Consider the following 14,416-nt stretch of genomic DNA (forward strand, 5'->3'; position numbering starts at 1 on the left):
CCACCGGCCTCCCACCGGCCTTGATCTTCACGATCGCCCTCGTGCGATGCTGGGAACGCGCCCAGAGGCACCGAGAGCAACGGGGAGTACGGCATCGCGATGGCAGTGGCACGAAGGACAGCGAAGGGCGTCTGGGACCGTTTCTCGGCGTCCGACCCCGGACTCCTGCGCCTCATGGCGGGGTTGCGTACGGTCGGGGCGATCCTTCTCGCGCTCGCCGTGCTCGCCCTCGTCGGCACCTCGGTGACGCATCTCGTCGCGGGCGCGATGACGGCGATGGTCGCCACGTTCGCGATCCAGGAGAAGGAGGTGCGCGGCCAGGCGATCACGCTGGCGCTCGGCCTGCCCGTGGCGCTCGCCGCGATATCCCTGGGAGCGCTGCTCAACTCGCGGGTGATCGCCGGTGACGTCTTCTTCGTGATGCTGATCTTCGGGGCGGTGTACTCGCGCCGGTTCGGCGACCGGGGCACCGCGCTCGGTCTGATCGGCTTCCAGGTCTACTTCGTCTCGCTCTTCGTGAGCGCGTCCGTCCCGGCCCTGCCCGAGCTATGCCTGACGCTGACCATCGCCTTCGTGTGCGGCGCGGCCGCGCGGTTCGCCCTGGTGCCGGAGACGCCCGAACGCACCCTGGCGCGGCTGCGCGAGGCGTTCCGCGCCCGGCTGGCCCAGCTCGTCGCCCACCAGATCGAACTGCTCGAAGCCGACGCCGAGGACGTGGACAAGGTCCTCGGCGATCTGCGGCGCAGCACCGCACGGCTGCACGAGGCCGCGCTGATGATCCAGGGCCGCCTCGAAGAAGGCACCAGCGACGCCTCGGCGGCGGCCCTGCTCCAGCGGAGGATCGCCGACGCCGAGATCGCCGCCGAGCGCCTGGGCGTCCTGCTCCTCAACGCCCGCAGCGCCGAGCGCGTGGACACGCTCACGCTGCATCTGCCGAACGCGTCCGCGCCCATGCCACCGCGCGCCCGGATCGCGCAGGACGCGGGCACGGCGCTGCGCAGGGACCTGCGGGCCCTGCACCTGCTCGTGGTGCGCCTGGTGCCCGACGACCGCGGCACGGCGCTCCCTTACGTACGCAACCGGCTGCTCGGCTACCGCGAGGAGCAGGGCCTGCCGCAGGGTTCACCCGCGATCCAGGACTGTTTCCGCGCGGTCGGCGAGGCGGCGCGCGCCATCCTCGGCCTGCGTCTGGCGGTGGCCGGTTCCCGGGACGAGGAGTACGACACCCCCGAAGCGGCCCGCTCCCGCGAGGAGTTCGAGGCGGAGGAGATCTCGATCTCCGGCGAGGCGGTGGAGGCGGCCGAGGAGGAGCCGAGCGGGCTGCGCCGCCCCACGACCAGGGCCGCGGTGCAGGTGTCGGTGGGCTCGGCGCTGGCCATCGTCGGGGGCGAGTTCCTGTCCACGCAGCGCTGGTACTGGGCCGTGCTGACCTGCTGGGTCGTCTTCCTCAACACCGCGTCCACCGGCGAGATCCTGGTCAAGGGCTACCGCCGTCTGCTCGGTACGGTGCTCGGCGTGGTGGCCGGGGTGGCGCTGGCCGGGGCGGTCGGCAACCACACGTGGATCGCGTTCGCCCTGGTCCTCCTCTGCGTCTTCGGGATGTTCTTCACCGCGCCGCTGTCCTACGCCCTGATGTCCTTCTTCGTCACGGCGATGCTGGGTCTGCTCTACACCCTCCTCAACACCTACAGCCTCGACGTCCTGGTGCTGCGCGTCGAGGAGACGGCGCTCGGCGCGGCCTGCGGGATCATCGCGGCGGTCCTCGTCCTTCCGGTGCGTACGTCGCACCGTACCGACGAGGAGCTGGGCACCGTCCTCGCCCGCCTCCGGGACGTCGTATCGGCCGCGGTGGCGCAGCTCAGCGGCGGCCCCGCGGTCGATCTCGTGGACCTGGCGCGGGACCTGGACACGGCGCTGGACGATCTGCGCAGCTCCACGAAGCCGTTGACCCATCCGATCGCCCCGCTACGGGCGCGGCGGCAGAACGCCCGCTATGTGGTGGCGCTCCTGGAGACCTCCGCCTACCACGCGCGTTCGCTGGCGGCGACGGCCGAGTTGGTGCCCTCCAGCAAGAGCGTGGCGGCCGACGCGCGCCTGGCGCTCGCGGGGCGGCGCATCACGCACAACCTCGATCTGATCGCCGCGCACGTACGCGACGAGGAGCCCACCGGCGAGATCGAGTCGGGCGCCAGCATCGCCTCGATGCTGGACAGCGGCCGCCAGGACGTACTGCGCACCGGCTCGGTGGCGTTCCGCGTGCTGCGGCATCTGCAGCGCCTGGACGAGGGCATCGTGGGCCTGGCCCGCCCGCTCGGCGTCCCGCTGACGGCGCGGGAGGAGAAGGTGGCGGGGGCGCGGGGTGCCGGGAAGGGGTGACGGGCGCCGGTCACCGCCGCCGGACGGCCGCGTGCGCCGCGGCGAAGTCGGCGAAGGAGCGGGGCGCGCGGCCCGTGACCCGTTCCACGGCGGGGCTCGTACGGTCCTCCGCTCCCTTCCCGATCGCCTCGTCCATGCCGGCGAGGAGGTCGGCGAAGCGCTCCGGCATGCCGGTGGCGGCCAGCCGGTCCCGCATCGCCGCGCGAGGAACGGCACGGTGGCGCACCGTCCTGCCCGTGACGCGGGAGAGCGTCGCGGCGACATCGGCGTAACTCAGCGCCTCGGGCCCCGTGATGAGGTGCGCCGTGTTGTGCGGCCGCTCGTCCGTCAGGGCCCGCGCGCCGACCTCCGCGATGTCCTCGGCGTCGACGAACGCGACACGGCCGTCTCCGGTGGCCGTCACGATCTCGTCGCGCTCGCGGACACTGACCGCGTGGACGTGGTCGCCGGTGAAGTTCTGCATGAACCAGGAGGGTTGGAGCACGGCCCACTGCGGGAACCGCTCGCGGACCGCGCGGTACACCTCGCCCAGGCCGCCGTCCGACTCCGCGATGGCCGAGGAGCCGAGCAGGACCACGCGGTCGACTCCCGCCCCGCGCGCCCGCTCCAGGAACGGGAGCAGACGCGTGGCGGGTTCCGGCGCGGCGGTGGGCGGGACGAGGTAGAGGCGGCGTACGCCTTCCAGGGCCGGGGTGTGGGTCGCCGTGTCGTCCCAGTCGAAGCGCGCGGACTCGTGACCGGCGTCCGGGTCCGGGCGCCGGCTCGCCGCCCGCACCCGGTGGCCCGCACCCGCCAGGCGGTCGGCGACGCGGCGGCCGGTGTTGCCGGTGCCGCCGGTCACGAGGATCGGCTCCGCGCGGCCGCTCATCGCCCGGCTCCCACGAACGGGGCGTCGGTGCCGCCCGCGATCACCAGGGCGGTCAACGGGTCCCAGTAGTCGCGGTAGCGGGCGATCAGCCCCTGCCTGACGGTCACGACGGCGACGTACGACATCGCGAAGGGCCTCCCTGTGGCCACCGAGCGTCCCTCGGCGCGCATTTCGACGATGACGACATCGGGGTCGCCGGTGTGGTGGGTCTCGACGTGCGGGAAGGCGGCGAGGTCGATGTGGTCCGGATAGGCGGTCATGTACGCGCGGACGGCGGCCTTGCCGTCCAGGCGGCGCGGGGCGCCGGGCGGGGCGAAGGGGAACTCCTCGGTCACAGCTGTGCCTCTCCGTGGTCATGGCGGAGCCCGCGCTAAAATGCGGACCATCAGTCCGGATTCACGATACGGACTAGCGGTCCGTTTTTCCAGTGGAGGCACCGTGACACCACCCCCGCGCAAGGAACGGGCCGACGCCCAGCGCAACCGCGAGGCCGTACTGGCCGCCGCCGAGCGGCTGTTCACCGAGCGCGGCGATCCCGACCGCGTCTCCATGGACGACATCGCGGCCGCCGCCGGGGTGGGCAAGGGCACGCTCTTCCGCCGGTTCGGCGACCGCGTCGGGCTCGTCAAGGCGCTCGTGGAGCAGCGCACCGAACAGCTGCGGGCCGAGGTCGTCGCCGGGCCCCCGCCGCTCGGCCCGGGTGCGCCCGCCGAGGAACGCGCCCTCGCACTCCTGGACGCCCTGCTGAGTCTGAAGCTGGCCACACGGCCCCTCATGCTCGCCCTGGAGAGCGCGGGCAGCGGCAGCCCCTACCGCAACGACACCTACACGCTGTGGCACGCCGAACTCACCACGCTGCTCACCGAGGCGCGCGGCGAGCGGAACGCCGATTTCCTCGCGCACGCGCTGCTGGCCGCCGTGCGCAGCGACCTGATCGAACACCTCTGCGCGAACGGCACCCCGCCCCGGCGCATCCACGACGGCGTGGCCGCTCTCGCCCGCGCGACACTGAGCGCGGACACGCCCCAGCCCCCGTACCGGAAGGCGTGACACATCGATGACGGCACCCAGCCTGCTCGCGGTCTTCGCCCACCCCGACGACGAATCCCTGGCGGCCGGCGGAGTGCTCGCCCGGCACGCCGCGGCCGGCGCCCGCACCGCGGTCGTGACGGCGACCTGGGCCGCGGGCACCCGGCGCGCGGCGGAGCTGGCTGAGGCGGTGCGGATCCTCGGCGCGGGCGTGCCACGCCTGCTCGGCTACGCCGACGCGCGCGTACCGGAATCGGCGCCGGGCGAGGCGCGGTTGCGCGACGCGCCGCTGGACGAGGCGGTGGGGCGGCTCGTGGCGCATGTCCGGGAGGTCCGCCCGGAGATCATGGTCACCCATGACGCCTATGGAGGGCTGACCGGCCACCCGGACCACGTCCACACCCACCGGCTGACCGTGCTCGCCGCACAGGCCGCCGGGCTCGAACAGCTCTACCCGGAGGCCGGCGCCCCCTGGCGGCCGCACGCCCTCTACCTGGCCACGCACCCGCACTCGGCGGTGGCGGCGCTGAGCACTGTGGTCGGCGTACGCGAGGCGGTGCGCAGTGTCCCGGACGCGTGGGTCACCGCGGCCGTCGACGTGGGCCCGTGGCTGGACCGGAAGACGGCCGCCGTGCTGGCCCACCGCAGCGAGGTGGAGCGGGGCGCCGTACCCGGCCTGATCGCCGCCCTCGCACCAAAGGACCGCGGGCGGCTCCTCTCCACGGAGTGGTACATCCGCCACGACCTCACCCCGACGGCCGGGAGACAGACCGAACTCACCGCCGCGCCGTGTCCGATCACAGGCGGATGACTGCCTTCCCCGGAGCCCAGTAGAGACTCACCAGATGCGGACGCGCTCCGCCGGGTCCAGCCACAGGCCGTCGCCCTCCACCGTGCCGAACGCCTCGTGGAACTCGTCGAGGTTGCGGACGATGTTGGCGCGGAACTCCGGCGGCGAGTGCGGGTCGATCGTGAGGTACTGCTGCTCCTGCTCCTTGCGGCGCTTGGTGCGCCAGCAGTACGCCCAGTTCTTGAAGAGCCGCTGCGAGCCGGTGCCCTCGTCGCTCTGCGGCATCGGCGCCCCGTCGAGCGCGATGAGGTACGCGGTGTGCCCGATGGTGAGGCCGCCGAGGTCGCCGATGTTCTCGCCGACCGTCAGCGAGCCGTTGACGAACTCGCCGGGGAGGTTGCGGGGCGAGAAGGCGTCGTACTGCTTGATCAGTGCCTTCGACTTGGCCTCGAACGCGGTCTTGTCGGCGGCGGTCCACCAGTCGTTGAGGTTGCCCGCGCCGTCGTACTGCGCGCCCTGGTCGTCGAAGCCGTGGCCGATCTCGTGGCCGATGACCGCGCCGATGCCGCCGTAGTTCTCCGCGGGGTCGGCGTCGGGCGAGAAGAACGGCGTCTGCAGGATGCCCGCGGGGAAGCAGATCTCGTTGGTGCCCGGGTTGTAGTACGCGTTGACCGTCTGCGGCAGCATGAACCACTCGTCGCGGTCGACCGGCTTGCCGATCTTGGCGAGCTGCCGGTCCGACTCGAACGCGGCCGCCGCCCGCGCGTTGCCGAGCAGGTCGTCGGCGCTGACCTGGAGCGCCGAGTAGTCGCGGAAGGTGTCCGGGTAGCCGATCTTGGGACGGAACGTGGCGAGCTTCTCGTACGCCCGCGCCTTGGTCTCGTCCGTCATCCAGTCCAGGCGGGCGATCGACTGGCGGTAGGCCTCCAGGAGGTTGGCGACGAGGTCGTCCATCATCGCCTTGGACGACGGCGGGAAGTGCCGCGCGACGTACTCCTTGCCGACGGCCTCGCCCATGGCGCCCTCGACGAGGGAGACGGCGCGCTTCCAGCGGGCGCGCAGCTCGGGCGTCCCGTTGAGAGTACGGCCGTAGAACTCGAAGTTGGTCCGCACGAACTCGTCCGAGAGATACGGCGCGCAGGCGCGCAGCACCCGCGTCAGCGCCCAGTCGCGCCACTGCTCGATCGGCACCTCGGCGAGGACCGTGGAGAGGTGGGAGAGGTAGGACGGCTGGCGGACGCAGGTCTCCGCGATGGTGGCGTCCGAGCCGCCGAGGCCCTCGATGAAGCCGCGCCAGTCGAACTCCGGGGCCAGCGCGAGGAGTTCGTCCAGGGTCGTGAGGTTGTAGGTCTTCAGCACGTCCCGGGTCTCGGCGCGCTCCCAGTGGCCGGCGGCGAGCCTGGTCTCCAGCGCGAGCACCGTCTTCGCGGCGGCCTCGGGGGCGGCGTGCTCGCCGAGCGCGAGGAGTTCGGTGAGGTGGGCGACGTACTTCTCACGGATCTCGGCGAACTTGTCGTCGCGGTAGTACGACTCGTCGGGCAGCCCGAGGCCACCCTGGAGGATGTTGAAGAGGTAGCGGTCGGAGTCGCGGTCGTCCGAGTCGATGTACGAACCGAAGAGCCCCGAGCCGCCGACGCGCTCGAAGCGGCCGAGGAACGCCGCGAGCTCATGGGTGTCCCGCAGGCCCGCGACCTCGTCGATCAGCGGCCGCGCGGGGGCGAGCCCGCGGGCGGCGATGGTCTCCTCGTCCATGAAGGAGGCGTACAGCGCGGCGATCTTCCGGGCCTCGTCGGCGGAGGCGCCCTCCCCGTCCGGTGACTGCGCCAGTTCCTGGATGATCTCCTTGACCTGCTCTTCGGCCGTGTCGGCCAGCTGCACGAAGGGGCCCCAGCTGGAGCGGTCCTCGGGGATCTTCTCGGTGTCCAGCCAGCGGCCGTTGACGTGCCCGAAGAGGTCGTCCTGCGGCCGGACCTCGGGGTTCATGCCCGCGCGGGCGTCATCCAGAATGCTCATCCACTCAGCCTATGCGAGCGATCAGCCCGGCACGAAGGGCTTATGCCCCGCCGCGGAGCCGCGGCCCGGCCATGACGTACGTAACGTACGTAACCACTTATTCTAGTTACATGGAATCGTCCGCGCCCCCCGGCATCCTGATGCGCGCCCACAGCGGCGCCACCTACCGCTTCGATCCGGGCGCGCTCTGCCTGGAGCTGCTGACCACCGGCGGCCCCGGCGAGTTCCGTCGGTACGAGATGCTGCACGCGCCCGGTGATCTGACCGCCTGGGTCGAGCGGTCGCGGCTGACGCCGGTCCCCGCCCTGGAGGTGTCCGAGGCCGAGGTGGCCGGCGCCCGGGGGCTGCGTGACGCGCTGTTCCGTGTGACGACCGCCCGCGCCCTGGGCGAGCCCCCCGCCCCGGCCGACCTCGCCGCCCTCAACGAATCGGCCGCGCACCCGCCGCTGGTCCCCCGCGTGGGACCGGACGGCGAGCGGCGCTGGGCGGGGGCCGCCGACGGGACCGCGCTGCTCTCCACCGTCGCGCGCGACGCCGTCGAGCTGCTGACGGGGCCGTACGCGCACCGCGTCCGCGTGTGCGCGTCCGACAACTGCCATCTGATCTACGTCGACACCTCCCGCCCCGGCCGCCGCCGCTGGTGCTCGATGGAGCACTGCGGCAACCTCCACAAGGTACGGACGCTGCGCGCCCGCCGCGCCGAGGAAGGCTGAGCGCCTCGCGTCAGGCACGCCCTACCGCGCTCCCGGCTGCGCATCGGGGAGTTGGCGGCCCATCTCGGCGTGCGCACCTCGGCCCTGCGGGTGTGCGAGCGCGTCGGGGCGCTCCGGTCGGCCCTGTCCCGGCGTGAGGCCGCGCTGAACCCGCGGACGCGGGCGATGCTGGAGGGCGCGGGCCATCCGCACCACTGCCTGGCGTCCGTGTCCCCGGCCCCCGGTGACAGTGCCCAGCAGCGGTCACCGTACCTGCCGGCTACCAGGTGCTCTCGAAGTACTTCACGCGCTCGTCGGCTCCGACGCAGCGCATGCCGGCCGAGGCCATGACGCGCTGTGAAGCGGCGTTGTCGAGGTCCGCGTCGCCCTTCACGCACGTGATGCCGCGGGCCCGGGCCAGCCGCAGCAATTCCCGCAGGGCCTCGACGGCGTAGCCCTTGCCGCGGGCGTCGGGGATCAGCCCGTATCCGATCGTGACGGTGCCCTCGGCGTCCGGGGGCCGGTTGAAGCCGAGGCTGCCGATGACGCGGCCGCTCTCGCGCTCGCGTATCTCGTAGTCGCCGAAGGGCTGCGGATCACCGGTCCGCGCACAGTGGCCGAGGAAGTCGGTGGCCGATTCCACATCGCCGTCGGTGGGGTAGCCGGGCCCCCACCGCTCCCCGTCCCCGGGCGTGCCCGCCACCACGCGGCGCGCCTCCTCGGCGCTCATCGGGTGCAGGACGAGCCGGTCTGTCACAAGATCTCCCATGACAGGTGGAGTTACCACCCCGAGCGGACCGGCCGCACGTCAATTACCGCTCGGCCCGCCCGGACCGTACGTCCTCCAGCGCTTCGGCGAGCATGGCGCAGAAGCGGGCGCGTTCCAGGGGCCTGCTCCGCCGTGGCCGTCCGGTGCTACGTGCCCGGGCGCGCCCCGGCGTACACGGGGGCGGGCCGGCGGCCTCGCCTCCGTTCCGGGCCCCGGCACACACAGGGGCCTCAGGGCGCACCGGCAGCGCGTCAGACCCGCGCCACCGGCTCGGCCGTCGCGGCCCGTCCGCCGGGCCCGGCCGCCGCTCGGGACGTCGCCCAGCCCGCCGCCACCGCCAGCAGCCCGCCCACTTGCAGCACGGCGAGCACGACCACACCGGTACGGAACCCCTCGGCCCCTCCCCCGCCGAGGCCGTACGCGAGGGACGCGACCGCCGGGCCCACCGTGAACGCCAGGGTGCGCACCGTCGCGCCCACGCCGCCGCCCGTGCCGATCATGTCGGCCGGGGTGGCGGCCAGCATCGCCGTGTTGTTGGGCGCGCCGAACACGCCCTGCCCGAAGCCGATGAGCGCGAGCCGCCAGGACAGGTCCGCGAGCCCCGCGTGCTCGTCCAGGGCCAGGGTCGAGAGCAGCCCGGCGAGGGTGAGGGCGCCGCCGAGCCCGGCGATCAGGTGGGGCGGATACCGGTCCATGAGCCGGCCGCTGAGCGGTGACCCCGCGGCGACCCCGCCCACGAAGAAGATCATGGCGAGGCCCATGAGTTCGGCGCCCGCGTGCAGGACGTCGGCGACGAAGAACGGCAGCAGAAAGAGCGAGAGCCCGATGAACGTGCCGGTCAACTGGAGGGACAGCAATGGCAGTCCGAACGCGGGCCGCCTGACGAGGGCGACGATCGGCTTCGACGACCGCAGCCGCGTCCACACCACCGCGAGCCCGGCCGCGCCGACCGCCAGCGCCCCGGCGACGTACGCCGAACCGCTCTCGACCCGGTCGAAGGCGAGCAGCAGCGCGGTGACCGCGCCGCCGAGCACCAGGACGTCGGTCAGCAGGGTCCGGTCGGGCACCGGCAGCCCGCCGCGCCCGCGCGGCAACATCCGCGAACCGAGCCACCACACCACCACCAGCACCGGTATCTTGACGAGGAACACCGGCCGCCAGCCGTACGCCTCGGCGACGAAGCCGCCCAGCGAGGACCCGGCCATCGAACCGAGCGGCATGATCGTGGCGACGTACCCGAGGGCCCGGCCGCGCAGCTTCGCCGGGACGCTCGCCGCGACCACCGGCATATAGATGGCGACGACCATCGCGCCCGTCGCGCCCTGCAGGACACGGGCGGTCAGAAGGACCCAGAAGGACGGCGCGAGGGCCGCGAGGACACTGGTCAGGCCGACGGCCGCGACCGCCGCGCGGAAGACGAGCCTGGTGTCCGCGCGGTCCGCCCAGCGTCCCGCGGGGATGGCGAGCGCCGCGGTGGGAAGGGCGTAGGCGAGGATCACCCACTTCGCCGCTCCGCTGCCGACGTCCAGTTCCTGGCCGATGGAGGGCAAGGTGACCGCCGACAGGCTCATCTCCAGGGTGACCATCAGCATGGCCAGGGCGATCACGAAGACCGGGCCCCATCGGGGGGTGTCAACGGCGGTGTCCGCGGGCTTCGTCGCGGCTGCGTTCGTCATGGGGCGACGGTACGGAGAGTGATCGCGTCGCCGCCTCTGTCGGATGACTGGGGTGTGCTCCACCGGTCGGCCTAGTCCCTGCGCAGGTACCGAACCCGGTCGCGCGACAGAGGCGGTGACCGGGCAGGTGTTCGTAGCTTCATCGGTGTCGGAAGCCGCACCACCGAGCCGAGGAGGCAGACATGAGCAACAACATCCAGCAGACCCGGACCCGGACCCAGCGCGACGAACGCCTGAAGGTGGCCGTCATCGTCGCCAGCACCCGCGAGGGCCGCTTCGCGCCCACCGTCGCCGACTGGTTCACCGGTCAGGCCGCCCAACGCGGCGATCTGGACGTGGACGTGATCGACCTGGCCGAGGCGCGGCTGCCGGACGGGCTCTCGGAACAGCGCGGACCGGAGGTCTCCGGGCTCACCCCGCGGATCGACGCGGCCGACGCGTTCGTGGTGATCACGCCGGAGTACAACCACAGTTTCCCCGCGACGCTGAAGACCGCGATCGACTGGCACTACTCGCAGTGGCGCGCCAAGCCGGTGGGGTTCGTCAGCTACGGCGGTATGGCGGGCGGCCTGCGCGCCGTCGAGCAGCTGCGGCAGGTCTTCGCCGAGCTGCACGCGGTGACGGTGCGCGACACCGTCAGCTTCCACGGCGTGTGGAACTGCTTCGACGAGTCCGGCGCCCTCCGCGACCCGACGGGCCCGGTGTCCGCCGCCAAGACGATGCTCGACCAGCTCGCCTGGTGGGGCCGCACGCTGCGCGAGGGCAAGACCGTCCGCCCCTACGCCGCCTGATACCAGCCGCTCTTCATCCACCAGGAGTTGACCGTCATGCACGCCGTACGTCTGCACACCTTCGGGCCCGCCGAGAACCTCACGTACGAGGAGGTCCCCGAGCCGGTGCCGGGGCCCGGCCAGGTGCGGATCGCCGTCGAGGCCGCCGGGGTCCATCTGCTCGACACGGCGCTGCGCGAGGGCGCCGCCGACCAACTTCCCTTCGCGCTCCCGGAGTTGCCGCTGATCGTGGGCCGCGAGGTCGCGGGTATGGTCGACGGGGTCGGTGACGGCGTCGACGAGTCCTGGCTCGGGCGGCGGGTCGCCGCGCACCTGGGTCTGGTGAACGCCGGGTACGCCGAGTTCGCCGTACGTGAGGTCGAGGCGCTGCACCCGCTGCCGGACGAGGTGGCCTTCGACATCGCCGTCGCGATGGTGGGCACCGGGCGGACCGCGCTGGCGATCGAGCATCTGGCCGAGTTCACCGCGGACGACGTGGTCCTGGTGACGGCCGCGGCGGGCGGCGTCGGGACACTCCTCGTGCAGGCCGCGAGGAACGCGGGCGCGACGGTGGTGGGAGCGGCCGGCGGCCCGGAGAAGGTGGAGCGGGTGCGGGCGCTCGGCGCGGATGTGGCCGTGGACTACGACGACCCAAGGTGGCCGAAGCTGGTCCGTGACGCCCTGCGCGGCCGCGACATCACCGTGGCGCTGGACGGGGTGGGCGGCAGGCCGGGGCGCGACGCGCTCGAACTGATCGGTTTCGGCGGGCGGTTGCTGCTGTTCGGCTGGTCGGCCGGGTCGGTCACCGAGCTGACGGCCCAGGACCTCTTCGACCGGCTGCTGGAGGTCACGGTCGCGCTCGGGCCTCGCCTGCTGAAGGTGCCCGGTGGGCTGCGGGCCACGCAGGACCGCGCCATCGCGGAGGCCGCTGCCGGGCGCCTGGTGCCCGCGGTGACGCGCTTCCCGCTGCGGGACGCGGCGGCGGCGCACCGGGCCCTGCAGAACCGCGAGACGGTCGGCAAGGTCGTCCTGATCCCGTAATCCTCTGACACCGTGCGGGGACGACGGCCTCTCCCCTCAACCCCGAGGCCCCGCCCGGCGTCACCTGTCGCAACGTACTGAGGAGTGTCATGAAGATGATCGCCGCCGCTCTGTCCGCCTACGGTCCGCCCGAGGTTCTGCGGCCCATGGAGCTGGCCGTTCCCGAGCCGGGGCCCGATGAGGTGCTGATACGGGTCAGGGCCGCCGGGGTGCAGCCGTTCGACCTGGGGGTGCGGGAAGGATGGGTGCCACCGGGCGTCGAGCCGGGGTTCCCGGTCGTCCCGGGCAACGAGTTCGCCGGGGTGGTGGACCGGATCGGCGGGCGGGTCGCCGACTTCGCGCCCGGCGACGAAGTGCTCGGTTACGGTCTGCTCGGCGGGTACGCGCAGTACGTCGCGGTCCCCGCCGAGCAGCTGGTGCACAAGCCGGCCACGATGCCGTGGACGGTCGCCGGCGGCTTCTCCGGCAACGGGCAGGGCGCCCATCTGGCGCTGTCCCAGCTGCGCGTGGGGCCCGGGGACACCGTTCTGATCGGCGCGGCGGCGGGTGCGCTCGGCACGTTCTCCGTGCAGCTCGCACGGGCCTGGGGCGCCACGACCGTCATCGGCACGGCGAGCGAGCGCAACCACGACCATCTGCGGGCGCTGGGGGCGATCCCGGTGACGTACGGCGACGGGCTCGTCGACCGGATCCGCGCCGTCGCGCCCGACGGCGTGGACGCGGCGCTCGACGCGGCGGGCCCGGAGGGGCTGCGCGCCGCCGTGGCCGTGGCCAAGGACCGCGGCCGTGTGGTGACCATGGTCGCCACGGAGGAGGCGGCGCGCCTTGGCCTGCCCGACTGGGGCGGCACCCGGTCCGCCACGCGCCTGGCCGAGCTGACCGCGCTGTACGAGAAGGGGGCGGTGGACGTACACCTGCGGGCGACGTTCCCGCTGGAGCGAGCGGTGGACGCGCACCGCCTGGTGGCCACCGGCCACGGCCGCGGCAAGGTGGTCCTTACCGTGGACTGAGCCGCGGACTGAGCCGTGGACTGAGCCGCCGACCGGACCGTGGGCTGAACAATGCGCTGGTCGGACGTAGGGTCTGGCCCATGGGGTTGTACGGGAGGGAAAGCGAACTCGGCGTCGTCGACCGGGTTCTTCAGGGGGCGCGGCAGGGCCGCAGCGCGGCGCTCGTCGTGCGCGGCGAGGCCGGGATAGGCAAGTCCGAACTGCTGACGCACGCGGTCGCCGCGGCCCGCGCCGGTGGGCTGCGGGTGCTGCGGGCCACCGGGACGGACTCGGAGAGCGAGCTGCCCTTCGCGGGGCTGCATCTGCTGCTCGGCCGGGCCGCGGACCGTGTCGCGGAACTGCCCGAGCGGCAGGCGCGGGCGCTCGGGGGCGCGCTGGGGCTGAGCGACGCGGCGGTGGAGCCGGGCGGCGGTGACCGGTTCCTGACCGGGCTCGCCGTCCTCACCCTGCTCGCCGATCTCGCCGAGGAACAGCCGCTGTTGTGCGTCGTCGACGACGCGCACTGGCTCGACAAGGCGTCGGCCGAGGCGCTGCTCTTCGTCGCGCGACGCCTGGATGCCGAGGGTGTCGTCATGCTGTTCGCCGCCCGTGACACGTATGCGCCGCCGTTTCCCGCGCCGGGCCTCGACGAGCTGCGGGTGGGCGCCCTGTCGGACGCAGCCGCCCGTGACCTGCTCGCCGAGCACGCCGCCGATCTGCCGCAGCACGCGCGCGTGCAGATCCTCGGCGAGGCGGCGGGCAACCGGCTGGCGCTACGCGAACTGCCCGTGGCGCAACGGGAGGGGCTGGCCCATGACTCCGCGCCGATCAGCGGGCACGCGCGCGTGCAGCAGACGTTCACCGACCGCATCGCGGGCCTGCCGGAGGCCACCCGCACGGTGCTGCTCGTCGCCGCTGCGGAGGCCACCGACGACCTCGCGGTGATCGCGTCGGCGGCCGCCGAACTGGGTGCCGTGGTGACCGACCTGGAGCCGGCCGAACGCAAGGACCTGGTGCGGGTCGCGGAGGGCCGCCTGGTGTTCCGCCATCCGCTGATCCGCTCGGCCGCGTACCAGAGCGCGCCGCTCGGGGACCGGCTCGCCGCGCACCGGGCCCTCGCCCACGCGCTGCCGTGCGTGGGCAACATCGACCGGCGCGCCTGGCATCTGGCGGCGGCCACGACGGAGCCCGACGAGTACGTCGCCGCCGTCCTGGAGGAGACGTCGGAGCACGCACGCGCGCGTGGCGGCTACACGGCCGTGGCCGCCGCCTGTGAGCGCGCCGCGCGGCTGAGCCCGGACTCCCAGGACCGCGCCCGCCGTCTCGCGCTCGCCGAGCCCGAGGCCTCGGCCGCGGGGCCCTTGGTCGGCGGGCTGCCGTCCTTTCCGCAGGCGGCGGAGGTG

At 73.4% G+C, this 14,416-nt stretch carries 13 protein-coding genes; 8 read left to right on the forward strand and 5 right to left on the reverse strand.

Annotation, left to right across the window (positions count from 1 at the left end; translation table 11 throughout):
• Positions 1-99: 99 nt before the first annotated feature.
• Positions 100-2,376 (forward strand): FUSC family protein, encoded by a 2,277-nt coding sequence (locus ACWDZ7_RS35435; RefSeq protein ID WP_451802816.1) that lies wholly within the window; start codon positions 100-102, stop codon positions 2,374-2,376.
• Between the two features lie 10 nt (positions 2,377-2,386).
• Here the strand turns inward: ACWDZ7_RS35435 and ACWDZ7_RS35440 are convergent, their stop codons facing one another.
• Positions 2,387-3,244 (reverse strand): NmrA family NAD(P)-binding protein, encoded by an 858-nt coding sequence (locus ACWDZ7_RS35440; RefSeq protein WP_451802817.1) that lies wholly within the window; start codon positions 3,242-3,244, stop codon positions 2,387-2,389.
• Positions 3,241-3,579 (reverse strand): nuclear transport factor 2 family protein, encoded by a 339-nt coding sequence (locus tag ACWDZ7_RS35445; protein WP_451802818.1) that lies wholly within the window; start codon positions 3,577-3,579, stop codon positions 3,241-3,243. The genes ACWDZ7_RS35440 and ACWDZ7_RS35445 overlap by 4 nt, the downstream gene beginning before the upstream one ends.
• 103 nt (positions 3,580-3,682) lie before the next feature.
• Here ACWDZ7_RS35445 and ACWDZ7_RS35450 point away from each other — a divergent pair, with 103 nt between their 5' ends.
• Together ACWDZ7_RS35450 and ACWDZ7_RS35455 are read left to right on the forward strand one after the other, a co-directional pair.
• Positions 3,683-4,294: a TetR/AcrR family transcriptional regulator gene (locus ACWDZ7_RS35450; protein WP_451802820.1), complete on the forward strand. Its 612-nt coding sequence runs from the start codon at positions 3,683-3,685 to the stop codon at positions 4,292-4,294.
• 7 nt (positions 4,295-4,301) lie between these two features.
• On the forward strand, positions 4,302-5,084 hold the full coding sequence (locus tag ACWDZ7_RS35455; protein ID WP_451802822.1) for a PIG-L deacetylase family protein: 783 nt from the start codon (positions 4,302-4,304) through the stop codon (positions 5,082-5,084).
• Positions 5,085-5,111: 27 nt separating this feature from the next.
• Here the strand turns inward: ACWDZ7_RS35455 and ACWDZ7_RS35460 are convergent, their stop codons facing one another.
• Entirely contained in the window at positions 5,112-7,076 is a 1,965-nt protein-coding gene (locus ACWDZ7_RS35460; protein ID WP_451802824.1) for a M13 family metallopeptidase, read from the reverse strand.
• 110 nt (positions 7,077-7,186) lie between these two features.
• Here ACWDZ7_RS35460 and ACWDZ7_RS35465 point away from each other — a divergent pair, with 110 nt between their 5' ends.
• Positions 7,187-7,789, forward strand: coding sequence for a CGNR zinc finger domain-containing protein (locus ACWDZ7_RS35465; RefSeq protein WP_451802826.1), 603 nt, complete (start codon positions 7,187-7,189; stop codon positions 7,787-7,789).
• A gap of 259 nt (positions 7,790-8,048) precedes the next feature.
• Here ACWDZ7_RS35465 and ACWDZ7_RS35470 read toward each other — a convergent pair whose 3' ends face one another.
• A complete protein-coding gene (locus ACWDZ7_RS35470) occupies positions 8,049-8,525 on the reverse strand; it encodes a GNAT family N-acetyltransferase (RefSeq protein WP_451802827.1) in 477 nt (158 codons plus the stop codon).
• Positions 8,526-8,788: 263 nt separating this feature from the next.
• On the reverse strand, positions 8,789-10,213 hold the full coding sequence (locus ACWDZ7_RS35475) for an MFS transporter (protein WP_451802828.1): 1,425 nt from the start codon (positions 10,211-10,213) through the stop codon (positions 8,789-8,791).
• A gap of 182 nt (positions 10,214-10,395) precedes the next feature.
• Here ACWDZ7_RS35475 and ACWDZ7_RS35480 point away from each other — a divergent pair, with 182 nt between their 5' ends.
• From ACWDZ7_RS35480 to ACWDZ7_RS35495, 4 genes are all read left to right on the forward strand, one after another.
• Entirely contained in the window at positions 10,396-11,004 is a 609-nt protein-coding gene (locus ACWDZ7_RS35480; RefSeq protein WP_451802830.1) for an NADPH-dependent FMN reductase, read from the forward strand.
• Between the two features lie 36 nt (positions 11,005-11,040).
• Positions 11,041-12,024: a zinc-binding dehydrogenase gene (locus ACWDZ7_RS35485; RefSeq protein WP_451802832.1), complete on the forward strand. Its 984-nt coding sequence runs from the start codon at positions 11,041-11,043 to the stop codon at positions 12,022-12,024.
• Positions 12,025-12,113: 89 nt separating this feature from the next.
• Positions 12,114-13,034, forward strand: a complete 921-nt coding sequence (locus tag ACWDZ7_RS35490) for an NADP-dependent oxidoreductase (RefSeq protein WP_451802834.1) — start codon at positions 12,114-12,116, stop codon at positions 13,032-13,034.
• Between the two features lie 80 nt (positions 13,035-13,114).
• Positions 13,115-14,416, forward strand: a 1,302-nt coding sequence (locus ACWDZ7_RS35495) for an ATP-binding protein (RefSeq protein ID WP_451802836.1), incomplete at its 3' end; no start/stop codon positions are given.

This window comes from Streptomyces sp. NPDC003032, assembly GCF_053591415.1.

Bases quoted from the DNA above. Each gene is read 5' to 3' on its own strand.
- ACWDZ7_RS35460 (WP_451802824.1), bottom strand. From the start codon at position 7,076: ATGAGCATTCTGGATGACGCCCGCGCGGGCATGAACCCCGAGGTCCGG.
- ACWDZ7_RS35475 (WP_451802828.1), bottom strand. From the start codon at position 10,213: ATGACGAACGCAGCCGCGACGAAGCCCGCGGACACCGCCGTTGACACC.
- ACWDZ7_RS35455 (WP_451802822.1), top strand. From the start codon at position 4,302: ATGACGGCACCCAGCCTGCTCGCGGTCTTCGCCCACCCCGACGACGAA.
- ACWDZ7_RS35485 (WP_451802832.1), top strand. From the start codon at position 11,041: ATGCACGCCGTACGTCTGCACACCTTCGGGCCCGCCGAGAACCTCACG.
- ACWDZ7_RS35490 (WP_451802834.1), top strand. From the start codon at position 12,114: ATGAAGATGATCGCCGCCGCTCTGTCCGCCTACGGTCCGCCCGAGGTT.
- ACWDZ7_RS35465 (WP_451802826.1), top strand. From the start codon at position 7,187: ATGGAATCGTCCGCGCCCCCCGGCATCCTGATGCGCGCCCACAGCGGC.
- ACWDZ7_RS35435 (WP_451802816.1), top strand. From the start codon at position 100: ATGGCAGTGGCACGAAGGACAGCGAAGGGCGTCTGGGACCGTTTCTCG.
- ACWDZ7_RS35480 (WP_451802830.1), top strand. From the start codon at position 10,396: ATGAGCAACAACATCCAGCAGACCCGGACCCGGACCCAGCGCGACGAA.
- ACWDZ7_RS35440 (WP_451802817.1), bottom strand. From the start codon at position 3,244: ATGAGCGGCCGCGCGGAGCCGATCCTCGTGACCGGCGGCACCGGCAAC.